Annotated in this window: 16 protein-coding genes; 3 read left to right on the forward strand and 13 right to left on the reverse strand. The window is 43.8% G+C overall.

Annotated elements, in window-relative coordinates:
- Nucleotides 1-214 precede the first annotated feature (214 nt).
- Nucleotides 215-1,957 (forward strand): YbaL family putative K(+) efflux transporter, encoded by a 1,743-nt coding sequence (gene ybaL / locus PROVALCAL_RS10765; RefSeq protein ID WP_006659278.1) that lies wholly within the window; start codon nt 215-217, stop codon nt 1,955-1,957.
- A 55-nt stretch (nt 1,958-2,012) separates the two neighbouring features.
- Here ybaL and PROVALCAL_RS10770 read toward each other — a convergent pair whose 3' ends face one another.
- From PROVALCAL_RS10770 to PROVALCAL_RS10785, 4 genes are all read right to left on the reverse strand, one after another.
- Nucleotides 2,013-2,366: a DUF1937 family protein gene (locus tag PROVALCAL_RS10770; RefSeq protein ID WP_006659279.1), complete on the reverse strand. Its 354-nt coding sequence runs from the start codon at nt 2,364-2,366 to the stop codon at nt 2,013-2,015.
- Nucleotides 2,367-2,480: 114 nt separating this feature from the next.
- On the reverse strand, nt 2,481-3,257 hold the full coding sequence (locus PROVALCAL_RS10775) for a DeoR/GlpR family DNA-binding transcription regulator (protein ID WP_006661083.1): 777 nt from the start codon (nt 3,255-3,257) through the stop codon (nt 2,481-2,483).
- A 35-nt stretch (nt 3,258-3,292) separates the two neighbouring features.
- Nucleotides 3,293-4,522, reverse strand: a complete 1,230-nt coding sequence (locus PROVALCAL_RS10780; RefSeq protein ID WP_006659281.1) for an NAD(P)/FAD-dependent oxidoreductase — start codon at nt 4,520-4,522, stop codon at nt 3,293-3,295.
- Nucleotides 4,519-5,919 (reverse strand): NAD(P)/FAD-dependent oxidoreductase, encoded by a 1,401-nt coding sequence (locus tag PROVALCAL_RS10785; protein WP_006661081.1) that lies wholly within the window; start codon nt 5,917-5,919, stop codon nt 4,519-4,521. Before PROVALCAL_RS10785 ends, PROVALCAL_RS10780 begins: the two co-directional genes overlap by 4 nt.
- A gap of 242 nt (nt 5,920-6,161) precedes the next feature.
- Between PROVALCAL_RS10785 and PROVALCAL_RS10790 the strand changes: the two genes are divergently transcribed.
- A complete protein-coding gene (locus PROVALCAL_RS10790) occupies nt 6,162-7,601 on the forward strand; it encodes an FGGY family carbohydrate kinase (RefSeq protein WP_006659283.1) in 1,440 nt (479 codons plus the stop codon).
- Between the two features lie 34 nt (nt 7,602-7,635).
- Nucleotides 7,636-8,886: an ethanolamine utilization protein EutH gene (gene eutH / locus PROVALCAL_RS10795; RefSeq protein ID WP_006659284.1), complete on the forward strand. Its 1,251-nt coding sequence runs from the start codon at nt 7,636-7,638 to the stop codon at nt 8,884-8,886.
- 73 nt (nt 8,887-8,959) lie between these two features.
- Here the strand turns inward: eutH and PROVALCAL_RS10800 are convergent, their stop codons facing one another.
- The 9 genes from PROVALCAL_RS10800 to apt form a co-directional block, all read right to left on the reverse strand.
- Nucleotides 8,960-10,273: an inosine/guanosine kinase gene (locus PROVALCAL_RS10800; protein WP_006659285.1), complete on the reverse strand. Its 1,314-nt coding sequence runs from the start codon at nt 10,271-10,273 to the stop codon at nt 8,960-8,962.
- Between the two features lie 108 nt (nt 10,274-10,381).
- On the reverse strand, nt 10,382-11,509 hold the full coding sequence (gene wzz(fepE) / locus PROVALCAL_RS10805) for an LPS O-antigen length regulator Wzz(fepE) (protein ID WP_006659286.1): 1,128 nt from the start codon (nt 11,507-11,509) through the stop codon (nt 10,382-10,384).
- A gap of 111 nt (nt 11,510-11,620) precedes the next feature.
- Complete coding sequence (gene hemH / locus PROVALCAL_RS10810) at nt 11,621-12,595, reverse strand: ferrochelatase (protein WP_006659287.1); 975 nt, start codon at nt 12,593-12,595, stop codon at nt 11,621-11,623.
- A 125-nt stretch (nt 12,596-12,720) separates the two neighbouring features.
- Nucleotides 12,721-13,365 carry an adenylate kinase gene (gene adk / locus PROVALCAL_RS10815; protein WP_006659288.1) on the reverse strand — a complete coding sequence of 215 codons (645 nt, stop codon included), beginning with the start codon at nt 13,363-13,365 and terminating at the stop codon, nt 12,721-12,723.
- A gap of 192 nt (nt 13,366-13,557) precedes the next feature.
- Complete coding sequence (gene htpG, locus PROVALCAL_RS10820) at nt 13,558-15,432, reverse strand: molecular chaperone HtpG (protein WP_006659289.1); 1,875 nt, start codon at nt 15,430-15,432, stop codon at nt 13,558-13,560.
- Nucleotides 15,433-15,750: 318 nt separating this feature from the next.
- Entirely contained in the window at nt 15,751-16,350 is a 600-nt protein-coding gene (recR, locus tag PROVALCAL_RS10825; protein WP_006659290.1) for a recombination mediator RecR, read from the reverse strand.
- Nucleotides 16,350-16,679, reverse strand: a complete 330-nt coding sequence (locus PROVALCAL_RS10830) for a YbaB/EbfC family nucleoid-associated protein (protein ID WP_006659291.1) — start codon at nt 16,677-16,679, stop codon at nt 16,350-16,352. Before PROVALCAL_RS10830 ends, recR begins: the two co-directional genes overlap by 1 nt.
- A gap of 43 nt (nt 16,680-16,722) precedes the next feature.
- Nucleotides 16,723-18,669, reverse strand: a complete 1,947-nt coding sequence (gene dnaX / locus PROVALCAL_RS10835) for a DNA polymerase III subunit gamma/tau (RefSeq protein ID WP_006659292.1) — start codon at nt 18,667-18,669, stop codon at nt 16,723-16,725.
- A gap of 118 nt (nt 18,670-18,787) precedes the next feature.
- Nucleotides 18,788-19,339, reverse strand: coding sequence for an adenine phosphoribosyltransferase (apt, locus tag PROVALCAL_RS10840; RefSeq protein WP_006659293.1), 552 nt, complete (start codon nt 19,337-19,339; stop codon nt 18,788-18,790).
- Nucleotides 19,340-19,362: the final 23 nt, after the last annotated feature.

The raw sequence follows: 19,362 nt of genomic DNA on the forward strand, positions 1-19,362 counted from the left end.
AATCATTAAAATAAAAATCTTGTAACGATTTAGCTCTATCAGCTCGATTTTTTTTTAGAAACCTGACACTTTTTTAAAGAAATTTGTGTTCAAAACCGTTAAAATAAAAAAACAGGCAATTTGTATTTCAAAATGGTGATTAACGTCATCAACATTTTGAAAGCCAAAGGCATGTACCCACCTTTTTATTCATAAACAAACCAGAGGAGACTTAATGGAGCATTCAACGCCCTTAATTACAACCATTGTTGGTGGTCTCGCCCTTGCATATTTATTAGGCATGCTCGCACAGCGCTTAAAAATTTCTCCACTTGTCGGTTATCTTGCGGCAGGTGTATTAGCGGGTCCTTTTACCCCCGGTTTTGTTGCAGACACCACCCTCGCCCCTGAACTCGCTGAGATCGGGGTCATTCTTTTGATGTTTGGTGTTGGTCTACATTTCTCACTAAAAGATTTATTAGCCGTAAAAGCTATCGCTATTCCCGGAGCCATCGCACAAATAGCCGTTGCTACGTTGTTAGGTCTTGGCTTGTCGATGTTATTCGGATGGAGCGTATTTACAGGTATTGTCTTCGGTCTCTGTCTTTCAACGGCAAGTACTGTTGTCTTACTACGCGCACTCGAAGAGAGACAACTCATTGAAAGCCAACGTGGGCAAATCGCCATTGGCTGGCTGATCGTTGAAGATTTAGCCATGGTTCTCGCCTTAGTACTTTTACCGGCAGCCGCAGGCATCATGGATAGCAATGAAGCCAGTTTTGGCGAGTTAGCGATGAGCCTTGGATGGACGATAGGTAAAGTCGTTGCCTTTATTGTGATTATGATTGTTATCGGGCGAAAAGTTATCCCATGGATATTGTCTCGCACAGCATCCACCGGCTCCCGTGAACTGTTTACGCTGGCTGTTTTAGCACTTGCATTAGGTATCGCCTATGCTGCTGTCGCGATTTTTGACGCCTCCTTCGCGCTAGGTGCCTTCTTCGCAGGTATGGTGCTGAATGAATCAGAGCTTAGCCATCGTGCAGCTCAGGATACTTTACCGCTACGAGATGCTTTCGCAGTCCTGTTCTTCGTCTCCGTCGGAATGCTATTCGATCCAGTGGTTCTCCTTGAGCAACCGTTAGGTATCCTCGCTGTTCTCGGTATCATTATCATCGGTAAATCGGCTGCGGCGCTGGTGCTCGTTCGTCTGTTTGGGCATTCACGGCGTACCGCATTAACGATTTCGGTCAGCTTAGCGCAAATTGGTGAGTTTGCCTTTATTCTGGCAGGCATGGGGCTCGCGCTCGGGGTCATGGATAAAGACGCGCAAAACTTAGTGTTAGCTGGTGCGATTGTCTCTATCATGTTAAACCCAGTGTTATTCAGCTTACTGGATAAATATCTGGAAAAAACCGAAACCATCGAAGAGCAACTTCTCGAGGAAACACTGGAAGAAGAAACGCAAATTCCAGTCGATATTTGTGGTCACGCAGTGATTGTAGGCTATGGTCGCGTTGGTGGAATGCTTGCAGATAAACTACGCCGCCGTGAAATTCCTCTGGTTGTGATTGAAGATACCCGCGCACGCTTTGAAGAACTCGCTGAAAATGGCTTCTGCGCAATCTTAGGCAATGGTGCAAGTAAAGACATTCTAAGCCTGGCGCGTATTGAATGTGCAAAATCCCTGTTACTGACCATTCCAAACGGTTATGAAGCTGGTGAAATTGTTGCGACAGCGAAAGAGCTGAATCCTGATATTACCGTGGTAGTTCGTGCACACTATGATGATGAAGTGAGCTTTATCAAAGAGCGTGGAGCCGACCATATTATTATTGGTGAGCATGAGATTGCGAAATCCATCACCACATTAATGTGCAATGATGTGGCAGAGTTCGGATGTACGATCCCAGAAGATAATGATGGCAATAATGGTGAAGGTAAAAATTTAGATGAATATCTAAAACCGAGCCACTAAGACCACATTCTATTAGCACTAAAAAAAGCCGTAACTCATCGTTACGGCTTTTTCATTATGAATTCACGACCTGCTCTGCAAATTCCTTGTCAGTCCATACGGGCAAGCCTTTATCTTTGAAGAATTGAATTTCTGCAGCAACACCACCGCTTTTTTCCCATCCCGCTAGCGTCAGAACAATCAAACCATCACAGCGCTTTAAAAACTCCATATCAATCTCTGACCATGCCACTTTTTGCCCTTGAGAAGCTAAGTACTGGTTGATTGGATGAGTCATGGTAATTTGGCTATAAGTTGCAATTCCTTTAAGCGCTAATTCCGCGGCATATTGGGTACAAGCTTGGAAACGCATTTCCACAACATTACTATCAGGATCAGAGTATGGGCACGCAATAAAATAGAGTTTCATTTTAATTCCTAGTGTCGTATGTAACGAATTTTAAGCAAAGTAATCCTATGAAAAATAAATGAATTATTTTCCATAGGGTATAAATTAAATGAGTAATACTTTGATTTTTATGGCTTACAGAATATCTGCAATGATAATTTTGGTTTTCGGGCGTTTTTTATTTTCAGCTAATTTAAACTCTTTGCTGGTCGTAATGAGGTAATCAATATTTTCCCACCCTGCCACAAAGTTAATCGCATGTTTATGGGCTTTTGTTCCATCCGCTAACACCATTAACTTATCGCTGTTTTCCCGCATTTTTTGCGCAATGGCTGCCTCATCAACGTGTTGATCCATTACACCATGCTGAGGATGAAAAGCCCCTGCACCGATAACTGCATAGTCTGCATAAAATTCAGTAATATTTTTTAATGCGATTGCGCCTAAACAGGCATTTTGCGCCGCATTAAATTGCCCACCAATCAAAATTGTTTCGATAGAAGGGTTTTCCTGTAAGGTACTCGCTAACAATGGTGAGTTGGTGATCACGGTAATGTTATCTATCGATTTAATTCGTTGGCTAAACTCAAATGTTGTGGTCCCAAAATCAATAAACAGCGTGTCTCCAGGCTTAATTAACTCTGCGGCTTTTGCTGCTATCGCTTTCTTTTCATCGACAGCAGCTTGAGCTCGTTCGGTAAAATTACGCTCAAATTTTGACTGAATGTTGACAGCCCCACCGTGAACTTTCTTTAATAATTTTTGAGTTTCGAGTTTACTCAGATCACGACGGATAGTTTCTTGCGCGACATTAAAATGCGTTGCAAGCTCCTGCACATACACCTGACCTTGAGTTGATAACATCTCAATAATGGTTTGGTGTCGTACTTTTGAGGAGCGTCCCTCACACATAGTTTAATCCTTCTGACCATTTAACATTTCCAGCACTATACAACAGTGACAGTAATTTCAGTAGCACTCGCTTGGATTTTTGTTAAATCGATATTTTTCAGCAAAATACGACGCGTCGGTAAGCAACGATGACGTTTTTCGTACAACAATGTGTTTCCTGCCATCACACGGATTGTACCGGTTATCGCCGTGTTGACTTTGATGTTGAAATCCACTTTTTCAGTCATACATTCGGACATATCGATACATGCAGGCACGGTAAAACGAATCGGCTCAGCAAATTGGATTGGTAATCTTTTTCCTTGAGATACACCCATGTGGTGATGATTCGCTAATAAATCATCCGCAATATACCCGCCCGTAATCACACCTTCTTGGTAACATTGATCCCCCATATCTGCCGGATGTAGCATGTTACCTGCCGCATAATAACTAGCATCAGAGCAGCGGCTACGCTGGTCTGTCACGGGTTTCCCCGTACTGGCATCAAAATTCAAATGGCTCTTACGAATTAACGTATTTTCCCCCACAAACCCGCCAGTAAAAATCACGGAGTCACAAACAATTTTGCGAATTTCTCCTGCAGTTTCTACCATCACATACTCCACTCGATCTAAACCGCCAATTTCGGTGATTTTACTCTTCAGATACACTGGAGTGCCCATGGCTTTGGCAAACAGTGAAGCGGGTTTAAACGCCAGAATTCGCTCGCCACTCTCAATCATCGCTTTGGCTTTTACGCCTGCATTTTTTAATGTCCATAACGCGGAAAAGCTGACTAACTCACTACCAACAATCACGGGATTCAAACACGGTTTTTGCCCTTTCAAATAGACAAATTGCTGTAATGCGCCAGCAGTCAAAATACCTTGGGGACGCAAACCAGAAACCAATCGAGGATGGCGTGGTGTTTCGCGAACGCCCGTCGCAATTAAAATACGCTTAGCACGCATTTCGACAACGCCATCCGGTGTTGTCACCGTCAAGACACCATTCGGTTGTAATTGCGTAACAGTGCTACGTGTCAGTATGGGGGTATCGCCCAAATTTTTGATAATTCGCTCAGCAAACTGGTTGCCTTTCATTGGGCGCTTAAACGCGAGCAAGCCAAATGTCGGATGCTGGCAATGACGAGGAACGCCCCCCGCATGGGCTTCTCGCTCTAAAATCGCGATATTATGAATACCGCGGCGGCGTAACGTTTGTGCCGCCGCCATACCTGCGGGACCAGAGCCAATGATAATCACATCGTAATTTACACTCATTTCACTGCCTCCACCGCTAATGTATTGTCAAAGCGACCATTAATAATTTCAGCAACCTGACTGCTACAATAAAAACCATTACAACGCCCCATCATGACTCGAGTTCGGCGACGAAGAGCCCCTAAACATTCAGGCGGAATATCAGAATCAAACGTCGCTTCAATTTCACGTTGAGTGACCAATTCACAATGGCACACAATCCCGCCATTATTTTTGCATTGATAATCGCGTTCTTCATATTCAGAAAGCATTGGCATTTTAGGCCAAATCAAGTCTGTTGGCGGAGATAGCTCAAATAACGCTTCAAAATTCTCTTGATACAGTTTCCCTAAATGATTGGCAACGCCCAGTGCTGCGGTTAAACCTGTTGAGCGAATTCCACCCGCGCAAATCCACTGTTTTTCGGGATAATCATTAATACGATAATATTTTTCTTCTGTTGCAGGGCGTAAGCCTGCATAGGTCGCTGTCACACTGTAGTTATGTAACGATGGCAACATACGGGAGCCTTGGTCAATTAAATCTTGTAGAACGTCCTGCTTCACCTCAGCCTTCCAACGGTCTTGTTGTTCTTCTGCCGTTGGACCTAACAATAAGTTACCGAAAATCGTTTTCGACAATAAAACACCTTTAGTGATCGCTGTCGGTACAGGCAGAATAATCGCATTGATATCCGCTGCCGCCGCTTTGTCATACACCAAAAATTGACCTTTACGCGGTTTAATTTCAAACGGGGAAGGATGGCAAATAGACTCCACAATATCCCCGTTAATACCAGCACAGTTAATCACTAATCGGGCCGAAAACTCACCTTTTGATGTGGATAATGTCCAAATTCCCGCATTTAACTCACCGGAAGTCACTTCACAGTGAAATTGATATTCTGCGCCATGCTTCACGGCTTGGGTTAAATACGCCAGTGGTGTGCTCCATGGGTCAATAACGGACTCCCCTGGAACTTCAACCGCGGCGAGTGCGCCTTGCGCCAAATGTGGCTCTCGACGATAAAGTTCTTCTTTATCTATCATTCCCACATCCATGACATTATTGGTATGTGCTTGGTCTACAATGCTCGGCAGCTTATTGAGCTGCTCTTCGTTCCAAGCCACAACCAACGCACCTGTTTTGAGTAACGGTAAATTCATTTTTTCTCTAATATCAATGAACTCCCGATACCCATCTTGCATACATTCCAATTCTAATGTCCCTGGTGTGGCATCAAAACCAGTATGTAACAACGCGCTATTTGCTTTACTTGCCCCTGATAAAATATCGCCGCCACGCTCTAATAGCAGCGTTTTAGCTCCCATCAATGTGAATTTTCGGGTCACTGCACAGCCAATGACACCACCGCCAATCACAATGACATCCCACATTTTTTTATTATTAGCATTCATGGCTGAAATCCTTAACATAAAACTTGAACACATAAAACCACATAATTCCCACAACCTCAACAAATAAAACAACACAAACCACAGCAACACACCAAAAACTTCTCACATTGTTATCTTATTGTGACAGTTATCACATTCACGAAACTTACTGTGAGTTTTTTGTGGATTTTATTTCCGTTTGAACGATAGTAGGCAAAAAAACAAACCAATTTACAACATTTATAACACTGGGAAATTCAGAGATGCTCAATCAACGTTATGCCGCTATCGATCAGGGAACAACGGGAACCCGGGTCGTCGTCTTTGAAGAAGGCGGTCATTATCACTCCCCGATGAGTATTCCGCACAAACAGATCACCTTAAATAGTGGTTGGGTTGAGCATGATCCAGAAGAGATCTTGGTAAATATCATCAAATGTCTGAATAGCTGTGAAGTCGTTGATTCTATTGGTATTTGTCACCAAGGTGAAAGTATTGTTGCGTGGGATGCTCAAACGAAGCGCCCCCTCTATAACGCAATTGTTTGGCAAGATCTCCGTACTGAAAAAACTATCCAGCAACTTAAAAATGCGGGGTTAGAGCCCCTTGTACAATCCAAATCTGGCTTGCCATTAGATCCTTACTTTTCTGCCAGTAAGATGGGATGGATCATGGAGAATGTCGTTGGTGCTAAGTCTCTTGCAGATAAAAATCGCCTACGTATCGGCACCATGGACGCTTTTTTCCTTGATCGTTTATGCGACGTTTTCGTGACAGATTATAACTCCGCATCACGTACGTCTCTGCTCAATATTCATACTTTGGAGTGGGATCCCCAACTGTGTGAGATTTTTGGTGTCCCTATCCACTGTTTACCGCCACTACGCGATAACATCGGTGACTTTGGCGCCGTTAATCTCGATGGTCATCTCACCCCTGTGACCGCCATTATTGTCGATCAATTCGCCGGAACCTTTGGGCATGGCTGCCGCCAAAAAGGGGATGCAAAAATTACCTTTGGAACAGGTGCCTTTTTGCAGACATTGACGGGCAGCGATATTCCACAAACCCACCAAAGTGGATTACTACCAACCTTATGTTGGAAATTTCCAGGAGAAGCCCCTGTTTTTGGTTTAGATGGCGGCGTCTATAACGCTGCATCCGCAATCAATTGGGCACGCAAAATCGGTCTATTTGAGGATTTTGATGAGCTGGCTGATTTTCGTGATGAACCCGCCATTAAGCGCGGTTTGGCGTTTGTTCCTGCACTTTCAGGGCTAGGTTGTCCTTATTGGGATCGCAGCGCTGCCGGTCTATGGGCTGGGCTGTCTTTAGATACCGACAAGAAAGACATGATGCAGTCTGTTTTAGAAGGAATTGCTGCGCGTTCTGCCGAAGTTATTTTCGCAATGGAGAAGATATCTCCATTAGGTCAGTCCATTTCAGTCGATGGAGGGTTATCGTCAAATCAGTACTTTAAGCAGTTTTTGGCTAATTTATTGCAAAAAAATATTGAAGCACCAGCAAATCGTGAAGTCACAGCTCTCGGGGCAGCCTTGCTTGCACGTAAAGGTTTGGGAATAAGTCATGAAATGGCGATACGACGTAATACCAGCGTCACACGCCCTGATGGCACCAACATGCAAGGCATAATGGAACAGTATCGCGACATTATTGCCCGTTCTCGCCAGCTAAGAAATTAATTTTCCAACAATAAAAAAGAAAGGAAACCCTACTATGGCCGAATTCGGAAACTACATTATCTACTTAATTATGTGCGGAGCCGTCATCGGTGCCGTCGCATCGATTGTCAGACCTGCCAGTGACCTTGGAAAAGAGTTTGTAAACGGCATTTTTTCTATTGGTCCCGTATTTCTCGCTCAAGCAGGGATCATGGCTGCCGTCCCGCTACTTTCACAATTAATATCATACATTTTAGGACCGGTATTCAGTTCCGTCGGCTCTGATGTTTCTATTGCGGCACTGTCAATTATCGCCGTGGATATGGGGGGATATCAGTTAGCAGATGCTTTAACCACGAATCGCGATATGTGGATCACTGCGATGTTGATCGGTTATACCTCTGGCGCAACAATTGTTTACCTGATCCCCGTTGGTTTAACTATGTTAAATCGCAAAGATCACAAATACTTAGCCTTAGGCGCAATGGCTGGATTGATCTCTATTCCATTTGGGGTATTGGCATCATTACTGCTGATCACGCTTAATAATATTCCGGTTCGCGATATTATCTCGACTAACTCCCCAGCAACGCATCAGCTAACCCTCGATTTTATGACGATGTTGCAGTATTTAATGCCTCTATTTGTCTTCTGTTTCTTACTTGCTGCGGGTTTAAAATACCGCCCAATGTTAATGGTTACAGGCTTTTTGATCTTCGGTAAGATCATGGATGCTTTCGTTAAACTCGTTTTAGCTTTCTCGATCGTCGAGCATTTTACCGGTGTATTTAGTAAAGTATTCGGGGCATGGGGTTTCGATCCGTTGTTTGCAGACCAAAATGAGTTGTTCCGTGCCATCGAAATTGCGGGTTATATTGGGATTATGCTCGCAGGGACTTTCCCTATCTGTTACCTGTTCCAACGCTACTGCAAACCGTTAGTTAGTGCGCTTAGCCGTCGATTAAAACTGAGCGACACGGGTTCACTCGGATTTATTATGGTGATGGCAAATATCATTGCGACCTACCACTTATTCAAAGAGATGCGTGCTAGAGACAAGGTGTTGTGTGTGGCTTTCGGGGTATGCGCACAAGCGACGATTGGCGATCATTTAGCCTTTACCGCAAATTTCCAACCAACATTAGTGTTGCCAATCTTGTTAGGTAAATTAGTGGGTGGTTTCTTAGCGGTATTTATTGCGATTAAAATCTCTGTTCCACAAGCTATGCGCTATGAGCAAGAAGATGAGAAAGCGGTTGAGGCTGTTAAAGCTGAGCACCCTGCGGGGATCGCCAAAGAAGCTTAATAGCTCGCATCTTGATAAAAACAAAAACACCTCATTCGAGGTGTTTTTTTATTTCTACATTACCCATTTATATTTAGCGGTCCCAATAGGACTCTTCTAAGCTGTCTTCTTTTTCCGGTAATCCGCGTGTTAAGCGTGGAGAATGCTGGGAAAGGACTTGATAGCTTACACGGTTAGCATACTTACACACCTGCGCCAATGAGGAGTACGTGAGGTATTGACGTTCATGTTTACTGGAGTTAGGAACATTTGAGCGATGGTATGAATTCGCCGTAATATCATGCAGTAATGCCGATAATGCCCCATCGCCAGCCCCATTGGTATTCATGATTTTTTCAGGTCCCCCCATATAAGGCTCTATATGGGAGAAAATGCGACGAGGCTGTTGGCAATCCTGCATGCGCATTGCACGGCTAAACTCATACAAATTAAATTCGGCAATCGCCCCTGGTAGTAATGGGTGCTGCGTTTTACGTTTATATTCTTCTTCAGTAAAGCCTGCCATATACAATCCAGAAGGTCCCGCAGTACACAGAACAAGGTCAACCCAATCCAGTGCCATATTGGAGGCTAATAATGGATCGCTAAAACCGGTTAACTCCAAAGCTTCATCTTCGTTCATCGCAACCACAGAAACATGATCCTTAAGAAAATCACGCCAGAATTGTGGGTCTTGAGCGATAACAAACTTAGTTCCCAATGTTAATACCACGGGAACATTGTGTTTTTTCGCATAATGAATTGCCTGCATAGTGGCATCAGGCATGGTTTCCCCCGGCTTACAACGGACTAAGTAAGCGGTTAATACCAGTGCGGAAGCCCCTGCAATAATATCCTCAGGAATACTATCTGGATGCAAACGATTCATGTGCCCAGGGCTGATAGCAAAGGTACGTTCACCATTTTCAGTGATCAGCGTAAAGCAACGTCCAATTGGACCATCTACCCCTTGCAAGTAATTCAAATCCATACGACTTGAGGTATGACAGAGGTAGCGATATGCGTAGCTACCAATCTGAATGTTGTTGCACATGGTGCCCAATAAAACGGAGCGGTCATCCGCTAAAACAGAGTAATTGTGGAGGGTATTGCCGATTGTTCCACCCGCAAATTCATGGGTAATTAGCTTTTGTTCAGTAAGCTCTTTATAGAGTGCTTCTGCCGCATCATCTTCGATGACTAAGGAATGACCTTTACTTAATTGATAACGTTCAATAAATTCATCATCAATTTTCGCTTCAATATCAACGAGTGTTTGGTCGATACCCACAATATACGATTTGCAGTTTTCATCGTCAGACATCATCTCTTTCATGGGTTGCAAAAGAGGATCTCTCAGAGAGACAGGAAAGTAGTGTTTAGATTTGCGTTGACCGGGGAATTTCATATTGGGAACATTAAAAAAGGAACATTCCGGTATTCTATCACGATAAAAGAAAACCAGCACCCTTCGATAAAAAGGCACTGGTTAGATTTTTATTACACTCTTGAGGGATTACTTATGGCGAATATTTTGCTGATTATAGTTACGGTACAGGTCACGACCTAATACGAATGCACAGCTCATGATAAAGCCTAAAATAGCACCTAACGCAACGATAAGCATGGATTTAGGCGAATCTTTCGCAACAGGCAAATCCGGTGTCAGAATAAATCTAACTGGCTCAAAATCTAATTCTTTGGTAGTCAGTGAGTTTAAGTTATCAATATAAACTCTCGCATTTTGCAGTTTCTCACTGATCAGCGCTAAATCACGATTTTTTAACTCAATACCCAGTTTTTCTTCTAAGGCTTCAGAACCTAATGCAATTGGGTAATCAGGGTCATCATTGATTGCGACCGAGTCTCTCGCAATCGGGCGAGTAATTCCTGCCGCCTTCGCAATGGTAATTGCACGTTTCAAACGTTCAATTTTCACATCATAAGCAATCTGGATTTTTGTGGTGTCTTGCTTCAACGCTTCTACGCTATAAATCAATTGGCGTGAAATCGCATTATCCACTTCAGTTTTCATTCTTTTGCGAACGAGTGTCGCGGTGTAACGAATATACCCATCCATTAAATCTTGCGCTTCAACTGCTGTTGGCGCCGTAAATGATAGAACGATATCGCTATCATCACTGTCTTTTTCTTTTCCGTTATATTTCAGTTTAATGGAATCAGAAATAATTCGATTAACCAAACGTTGAACGTCTAATGGATCATTTTTATTATCAAGCTTATCGAGCATCGTTTTGAAATAATCGGTGCTTTTTACAAATGCTTCTTGGTTAACTTTGGAACGGTATTGAATAATAAATTCGTTGTAAATACGTTGAGAGCCTAGGTCAACATCCATTCCCAGCGCACTTAAACGCGCAGAAAACTCATTAACTTCTTTTAGCTCTTCAGAGGTTGGCGGGATAATAATTGCTTCACTCGTCCACTTTTGAGGAAGCATTTTTACGACCCCAATACTCAATGCGGTAACAATGACTGTTGCAATAATAATCAGGAGTTTATTTTTAAACAGAACCGCGATTAGCGCCATGAGATCGATCTCATCATTTTGCTGTAATTTAAATTGCGGGTCTTGCTCTAACTGCTTTTTTAATTCTGAAGACAAATTGGTTTTTTCAGTCATGTTAATTCCGTACAACAAGCTCTAAATTATACTGTCGAATATTGAGGTCGTAATTATAGTCTAAATTTAGGTTTTGGATATAACCATTAGCCATCTTTATGATATTAACGGTTATACAACACTTTTTACGTGATTTTTCAGAATTAACTGAATCATATTGATACTAATATCACTGTCATTCAAAGCAGGGATATAACGGTATTGTTCACCACCACTATGTAAAAAGAACTCTTTGTTCTGTTCACTAATTTCTTCTAACGTTTCTAAACAATCCACTGAAAAACCAGGGCAAACAACCTGAACAGATTTAACGCCCTCTGATGGCAGTTTTTTCATCGTCTGATCAGTGTATGGGCTTAACCATGGCTCGCGCCCAAATCGAGATTGGTAAGTCATAAGAACTCGGTCACTTGGAAATTTCAGTGCTTGCTTTAATAGTTCCGTCGTTTGCTCACACTCTTTGTCATAAATATCCCCAGAATCGCAGTAGCGCTGCGGAATACCGTGAAAAGAGAGAATGAGTCTATCCGGCTCACCATGCTCAGCAAAACTAGCCTCTATGGATTCAGCTAACGCTTGAATATACGCAGGGTGCGTCGCGTAGCTACGAATAAACTGCACAGAAGGAATAGTCCGCATAGGTTTAAAAGCGCGAGTAATAGCTTCATAAACAGCTGCAGTCGTGGTGCAGGAATATTGTGGATACAGAGGTAAAACCACCAATTCCGTCACATCTTGAGCAATCAAACTGTCGATAGCGCTCTTTATTGACGGCGAGCCATAAGTCATTCCCAGTTCAATCGGCGTATTAGGAAAAAATGCAGATAATTTTTCTTTTTGACGCTGTGAATAAACTAATAATGGCGAGCCTTCATCCATCCAAATTGAGCCATAAAGTTTTGCCACTTTGGAAGCGCGAATTGGCAAAATAGCGCCATGTAAAATAGGCTTCCAGATCAATGGGGAAAGATCAATAACGCGGGGATCACTTAAGAATTCTGCTAAATAGCGTTTAACTGCTGATGTTGTTGGGGCATCGGGCGTTCCCAAATTTACCAATAGTATTCCATATTTTTTTTCTAACATTAGAACCACTCCTAATTGATAATTATTCCCAACAATAACAGATTTTGATAACTAATTTTGCCAACTTGTGGCACAAAAAGAAAGGCAGCGTTTTGCGCTGCCTTTTCAATTTAGCTCAGAGAAAATTAACCTAGAATTTTCGCTAACTCTGCGCTCACTTCAGCCACTTTGCGAGTACCATCTAATTTGAAGTACTGAGTGCTGCTCGCTTTCGCTTCGTTTTGATAGTAAGCAATCAATGGTGCAGTCAGTGCATGGTATTCAACTAAACGCTTACGAACTGTATCTTCTTGGTCATCTTTACGGATCGTTAGCTCTTCACCAGTCACATCATCTTTGTTTTCAACTTTAGGTGGGTTGAAAGTCACATGATATACGCGACCTGATGGTGCGTGAACGCGGCGACCAATAATACGTTCAACAATGATGTCATCTGGCACATCGAATTCTAAAACGTAATCAACATTGATGCCTGCTTCTTTCATTGCATCCGCTTGAGGAATGGTACGCGGGAACCCATCCAACAAGAAGCCATTGCGACAGTCATCTTGTTTGATGCGCTCTTTCACTAATGCGATAACCAGCTCATCAGTCACTAATTTGCCATTATCCATCAGCTCTTTAGCTTGTAAACCTAACTCGCTCCCTGATTTTACCGCGGCACGTAACATGTCGCCGGTTGAAATCTGAGGGATCCCAAACTTCTCCATAATAAATTGAGCTTGAGTGCCCTTACCAGCGCCCGGAGCGCCAAGCAGAATGATACGCATTGCGTAAACCCCTTGCTATTTAGTTTTTTATAATTTGAAAAGAAAACGCTCTACCATACCATTAGCATGGCACCTGACTCAAGAAGGCACGTAAACGTTTTCCCATTTATCTTTTTTCGCAAAAGAAAAAAACCACGCAAAAAATCGCATTTTTACGTGGTTTATGCTCGAAAACGAAAATAACTCAGCGAATTATTTTAAAAGTAATTCGTTGATTTTTTTGATGAATAAGTTTGGATCTTCCAATGTGCCGCGCTCTGCCAGTAAAGCCTGGTCGAGTAGGACATCAACCCAATCCGCAAACACACTTTCCTGTTCCACTTCAGCGGCTTTTTTCACCAGTGGGTGATTCGGATTCAGTTCAAAGTTATATTTTACTTCAGGTGCAGCTTGACCCGCAGCAGCGAACAGTTTCGCCATTTGGGTGCTCATTTCATCCGCATCCGTAGTTACAATCGCAGGAGTATCCGTTAAGCGATGAGTTAATTTCACCTCTTTCACACGGTCACCCAAGAAGGTTTTCACGCGTTCAACGAACGGCTCTAACTGTTTTTCTGCTTCTTCTTGTTCCGCTTTGTTTTCATCTGCTAACTTGTCTAATGACTCGTCCGCTTTGCTGACAGATTGGAATTGTTTACCATCAAATTCAGAAAGGTAGTTCATCATCCATTCGTCAATGCGGTCAGATAACAGCAGAACTTCAATTCCTTTTTTACGGAACAATTCTAAGTGCGGGCTGCTCTTCGCTGCGGCATAACTATCCGCAGTGATGTAGTAAATCTTATCTTGCCCTTCTACCATGCGGCTCACGTAATCTTCCAATGAGACATTTTGCACGTTGCTGTCGTTATGCGTGGTTGCAAAGCGTAGCAATTTCGCAATCGCTTCGCCGTTCCCCATATCTTCAGCAGGGCCTTCTTTCATCACCAGACCAAATTGCTGCCAGAATGTTTGGTATTTCTCAGCATCATTTTTCGCCAGTTTTTCCAGTGTTTGCAGAACACGTTTTGTCAGTGCGCTGCGTAAGTTACGCGTCAATGCGCTATCTTGCAGAATTTCACGGGAAACGTTCAACGGTAAATCGTTGGAATCCAATACCCCACGAACGAAGCGCAGGTAATTAGGCATAAACTGCTCTGCATCATCCATAATAAAGACACGTTGAACATACAGTTTTAAACCGTGGCGCTGGTCGCGGTTCCACAAATCAAATGGGGCTTGAGATGGAATATACAGCAGACTGGTATATTCCTGTTTCCCTTCCACACGGTTATGTGCCCACGTTAATGGATCTGCGTAGTCGTGGGAGATATGCTTGTAGAACTCAATATATTCTTCGTCTGAGATGTCAGATTTGCTGCGCGTCCACAGTGCTTTCGCTTGGTTGATTTTTTCCCAAGTCACAGTGCCGTCTTCTTCGTTTTTCTCTTCGATTTCAACAGGCAGAGCAATATGGTCAGAATACTTGCTGATAACAGAACGTAAACGCCAGTTATCTAAAAACTCTTTTTCATCATCACGTAAATGCAGAGTAATTTCGGTTCCGCGATCGGCTTTTTCGATATCTGCGATAGTGTATTCACCTTCGCCAGCAGATTCCCAGAACACCCCTTCGCTCGCATCAGCACCCGCTGCACGGCTACGTACGGTGACTTTATCGGCAACGATAAATGCGGAGTAGAAGCCCACACCGAATTGGCCGATCATTTGGCTATCTTTAACTTGGTCGTTGCCTAATGATTCTAAGAATGATTTGGTGCCTGATTTAGCGATAGTACCCAAGTTTTCAATGACTTCTTCACGGCTCATACCGATGCCGTTGTCACTGATAGTTAGAGTACCTTTGTCTTTGTCTGCGCTAATACGCACACGCAGTTCGCCATCATTTTCATACAGTTCAGGCTTAGATAATGCACGAAAACGCAGTTTATCCGCCGCATCGGATGCGTTGGAAATGAGCTCACGCAGAAAAATTTCTTTGTTTGAGTAAAGAGAGTGGATCATCAACTGTAGCAGTTGTTTGACTTCTGATTGAAACCCACGAGTTTCTTGTCCTTTCATACTCATTAATCGCCTCTATATCATCAATCTAATAGTTAGGTTTTGACTTATCGATGGAAACTAATCTGGGGACAAAAAAATAGAATTCAACCACTAACCACAAATTAGCAGCCAAATTAATATGAACGAAAGTAAATTATGGAAGACTACGAGAGTTTTGGCTTGAGGGTTTTGCTTTTATAAGGTAGCTACCTACCTTCCTCTAAATAGTTCAAAGTTGTAGGTAGGCGGCAAGCAAGCTTATCCCTAGGAGCATACTGAAGTATGTGACTAGGGTGAGGTTGTGCAGCCAACGACCCTACAATTTGAAATATGACGAGGATGCTACAACTTCGAGCGGCCTGACAACGAATGAGAAAGCGTCGTGCTATCTACCATCTCTAACTCCCCACCAACCGGCACGCCATGCGCAATTCGGCTCGCTGTCACCCCATATTGAGCACACATTTGCCCAATATAGCTTGCTGTCGCTTCCCCTTCGACTGTCGGGTTAGTCGCCAAAATGACTTCGGTGATCGTTTCCGATGCCAATCTTTCCTCTAGCCTGTCCAGACCAATATCCATCGGTCCAATACCATCTAATGGAGACAAATGCCCCATCAATACAAAATAACGACCGGAGAATTGACCTGTTTGTTCGATGGCGTAGATATCTGCTGGGCTTTCGACGACACAGATAAGTCCATTTTGTTGGCGACGCGGATTGTCACAAATATTACAGATTTCCTGCTCTGTGAATGTGCGACAATCGCGGCAATGTCCGATTTCAGACATTGCCCGAGTCAGCGACTGAGCCAAACGCATTCCGCCACTACGGTCACGTTGCAGAAGATGAAAAGCCATTCGCTGCGCTGACTTAGGTCCCACACCAGGGAGACAGCGCAGCGCTTCCATCAATGATTCAAGAAGCGGACTCGTTTGCATTAGAATGGCATCTTAAAGCCTGGTGGCAGTTGCATACCGCTAGATACACTAGCCATTTTCTCTTTTTGCGTCTCTTCGATACGACGCGCTGCATCATTGAATGCCGCAGCAATCAAGTCTTCCAGCATATCTTTGTCGTCTTCCAACAGGCTTGGATCGATTTCAACACGACGGCAGTTATGTGAGCCGTTGATAGTCACTTTGACTAAGCCAGCACCTGATTCACCAGTAGCTTCGAGTTGAGCGATTTCTTCCTGAACTTTCTGCATTTTATCTTGCATTTGCTGGGCCTGTTTCATCAGGTTACCCAATCCACCTTTACCAAACATAGTTTTCTCTCACAACTGAGGCTACAGATTCGCAACTGTAGCGTTAAACGGGGCGAATACTCTCTTCGTCCAACTGCGCATCAAACATTGAGCGCAATTTTTGAATTGTTTTATCCGCGATAATAGACTGACGGGCTTGCGCCAGCTTCTCTTCATAAATCGCCTGACGCCATTCCAACGGCGTTTTCACCGCCGTATTATCATCGTGAACAACGTTCAGTTCAACAGGGCGACCATAATGTTGACTCAACGCATCTTGTAATGCCTTTTGAGCATTCGGTTTGTCAAGATGACGTTGAGCTGAGCGCAAGTGCAATACAATTTGCGACTCGTCCAATTCTTCTTTATATGAATTCAAAGCCAATTGTTCAACTAGCTTAGGAATATTTAATTGTGCAATTTCCCCCGACCAGCTATCACGCTCACGACCTTCTTGCATGATTTTTATCGCTAATTCCGGGGTTTTCTCATATTCCAGCGCTTCTTTGATCTCGGTTGGCGTTGTGGCGGTATCTTTTGCCTCGAGCACCTCTTCATTTTGAGGCTTCCACTGATAAGGCTTTGGCTTCGCAGGTTTGGAACTGTGCGAGGCTTTTTCCATCATATTTTGTTGATGTTTGCTGGTCACCGCGGCCAGCCGCTCAAGTGCTGATACCGCCGGCTTAGCCCTATTGGACGTCACCGGATGAGTCTTTTTTGGACTCGGATCCTCACTTTGTGGTGTTTGTAATGCTTGTCTGGCTTTTAATAGCTGCAATGTGGGGCTATTTTCCGGCAAATTATCTGCGCTCACAGACGGTGGTGCTTGACGCGTCATATTCGACTGCGCTGGTTCTGGCTGAAAAACAGTGGCAGATACGCTCGGGGCTAATTTTGGCGGTAGCTCAACCTCGTCAATCACGCTCTTTGGGTGGAAGGCTAATGCTCTTAAGAGCGCCATTTCCACGCCCATCCGTCTTTCTGGCGCATAGGCTAATTCTTTTCTACCCACCAGCAAGGTTTGGTAGAACAGTTGAAGATCCGCAGGGGAAATCAAGCGAGCAGCTTGCCTTAGACGCCCTTCCGTAGAGGATGGATCGGTTTCTTGCTCCGCTGGTAACAGTTGAATCATCGCGATTCGGTGAAGCAAAGAGAGGATTTCAACCAATAGATTTTCCCAGTCCGCTCCTCGGGATGCCGCTTGTTCCACTTGCGACATGACGGCAGCACCCTCCGCACGAATTAACGCTTCAATAATGGCGAGTGGCTGTTCATCATCAAGGGTGCCCAGCATTTGGCTCACGATATCCGCAGTTACCTTCCCCTGCCCCATGGCAATCGCTTGGTCAGTTAAGCTCAGCGCATCCCGTAAACTGCCATCGGCAGCGCGTGCGATCAGTTGGCGGGCTCGAGTATCATGCTCAATATTTTCTGCATTCAAGATAAGCTCAAGCTGTTCGCTAATTTGAGCCACATCCAGCGCTTTCAAATGGAATTGTAAGCAACGGGATAAAATGGTGACTGGCAGCTTTTGAGGATCAGTGGTTGCAAGCAGGAATTTGACGTGTTCAGGCGGCTCTTCCAGTGTTTTAAGCAACGCATTAAAACTGTGGCGCGACAACATGTGAACTTCATCAATGAGATAGACTTTAAAGCGACCACGGGCGGGTGCGTACTGAACGTTATCCAGTAATTCTCGGGTGTCTTCGACTTTTGTCCGTGATGCGGCATCAATCTCAATCAGATCGACAAATCGCCCCTGCTCAATTTCCAAACAGTTCGCGCATTTACCGCAAGGTGTTGCTGTGATCCCTGTTTCGCAGTTCAGTCCTTTGGCAAACAAACGTGCGATCGTGGTTTTCCCGACACCGCGGGTACCCGAGAAGAGATAAGCGTGATGAAGCCGTTGGTGCTCAAGCCCATTAGCAAGCGCAGTCAACACATGCTGCTGACCAACAACATCCGAAAATTTTTGGGGGCGCCACTTACGGGCAAGTACCTGATAGCTCATGGATTCCACTGTTATTCAACATGGGACATTGATAAATATAATAATAGTACCATGCTACCACAGCCTCAACCCATTGGGCGAGACTGCAGTAAAAATAGTAAGAAGAGTGCGGAGCAGATTAGTGACCAGGGAACTCAACAAGACTATAGGAAGTAACACCTTCTTTGGCTAAGCGCTCAACACCGCCTAAATCTGGCAGTCCGATCACAAAAGCTGCATCAACAACTTTTGCACCGAGTTGCTTAATCATTTTAACCGTCGCTTCGACAGTACCACCCGTTGCTAACAGATCATCCACGACTAACACATTATCTTGTGCACTAATGCTGTCTTTGTGAATTTCCAGTGTATCGGTACCGTATTCGAGGTCATACGTCATACTTAATACTTCACGCGGCAATTTGCCTTTTTTACGCACAGGTACAAAACCAACGCCTAAGCGTAATGCAACAGGAGCGCCGAACAGGAAACCACGGGCTTCAGTCCCCACAATTTTGGTCACACCTTTGTTTTGATAATGCTCAACTAGCATATCGATTGTTGCTTGATAAGCCGCAGGGTCATTTAACAGTGTGGTAATATCGCGAAATAGCACACCTTCTTTTGGATAATTAGGGATAGTCGCGATACTTTCTTTAATCAATTGCAGTTGTTGCTCTTTAGCGGTCATAATAAAAACCAATATAGTAAATA

It is taken from the genome of Providencia alcalifaciens DSM 30120 (assembly GCF_000173415.1).
Lineage (GTDB): Bacteria > Pseudomonadota > Gammaproteobacteria > Enterobacterales > Enterobacteriaceae > Providencia > Providencia alcalifaciens.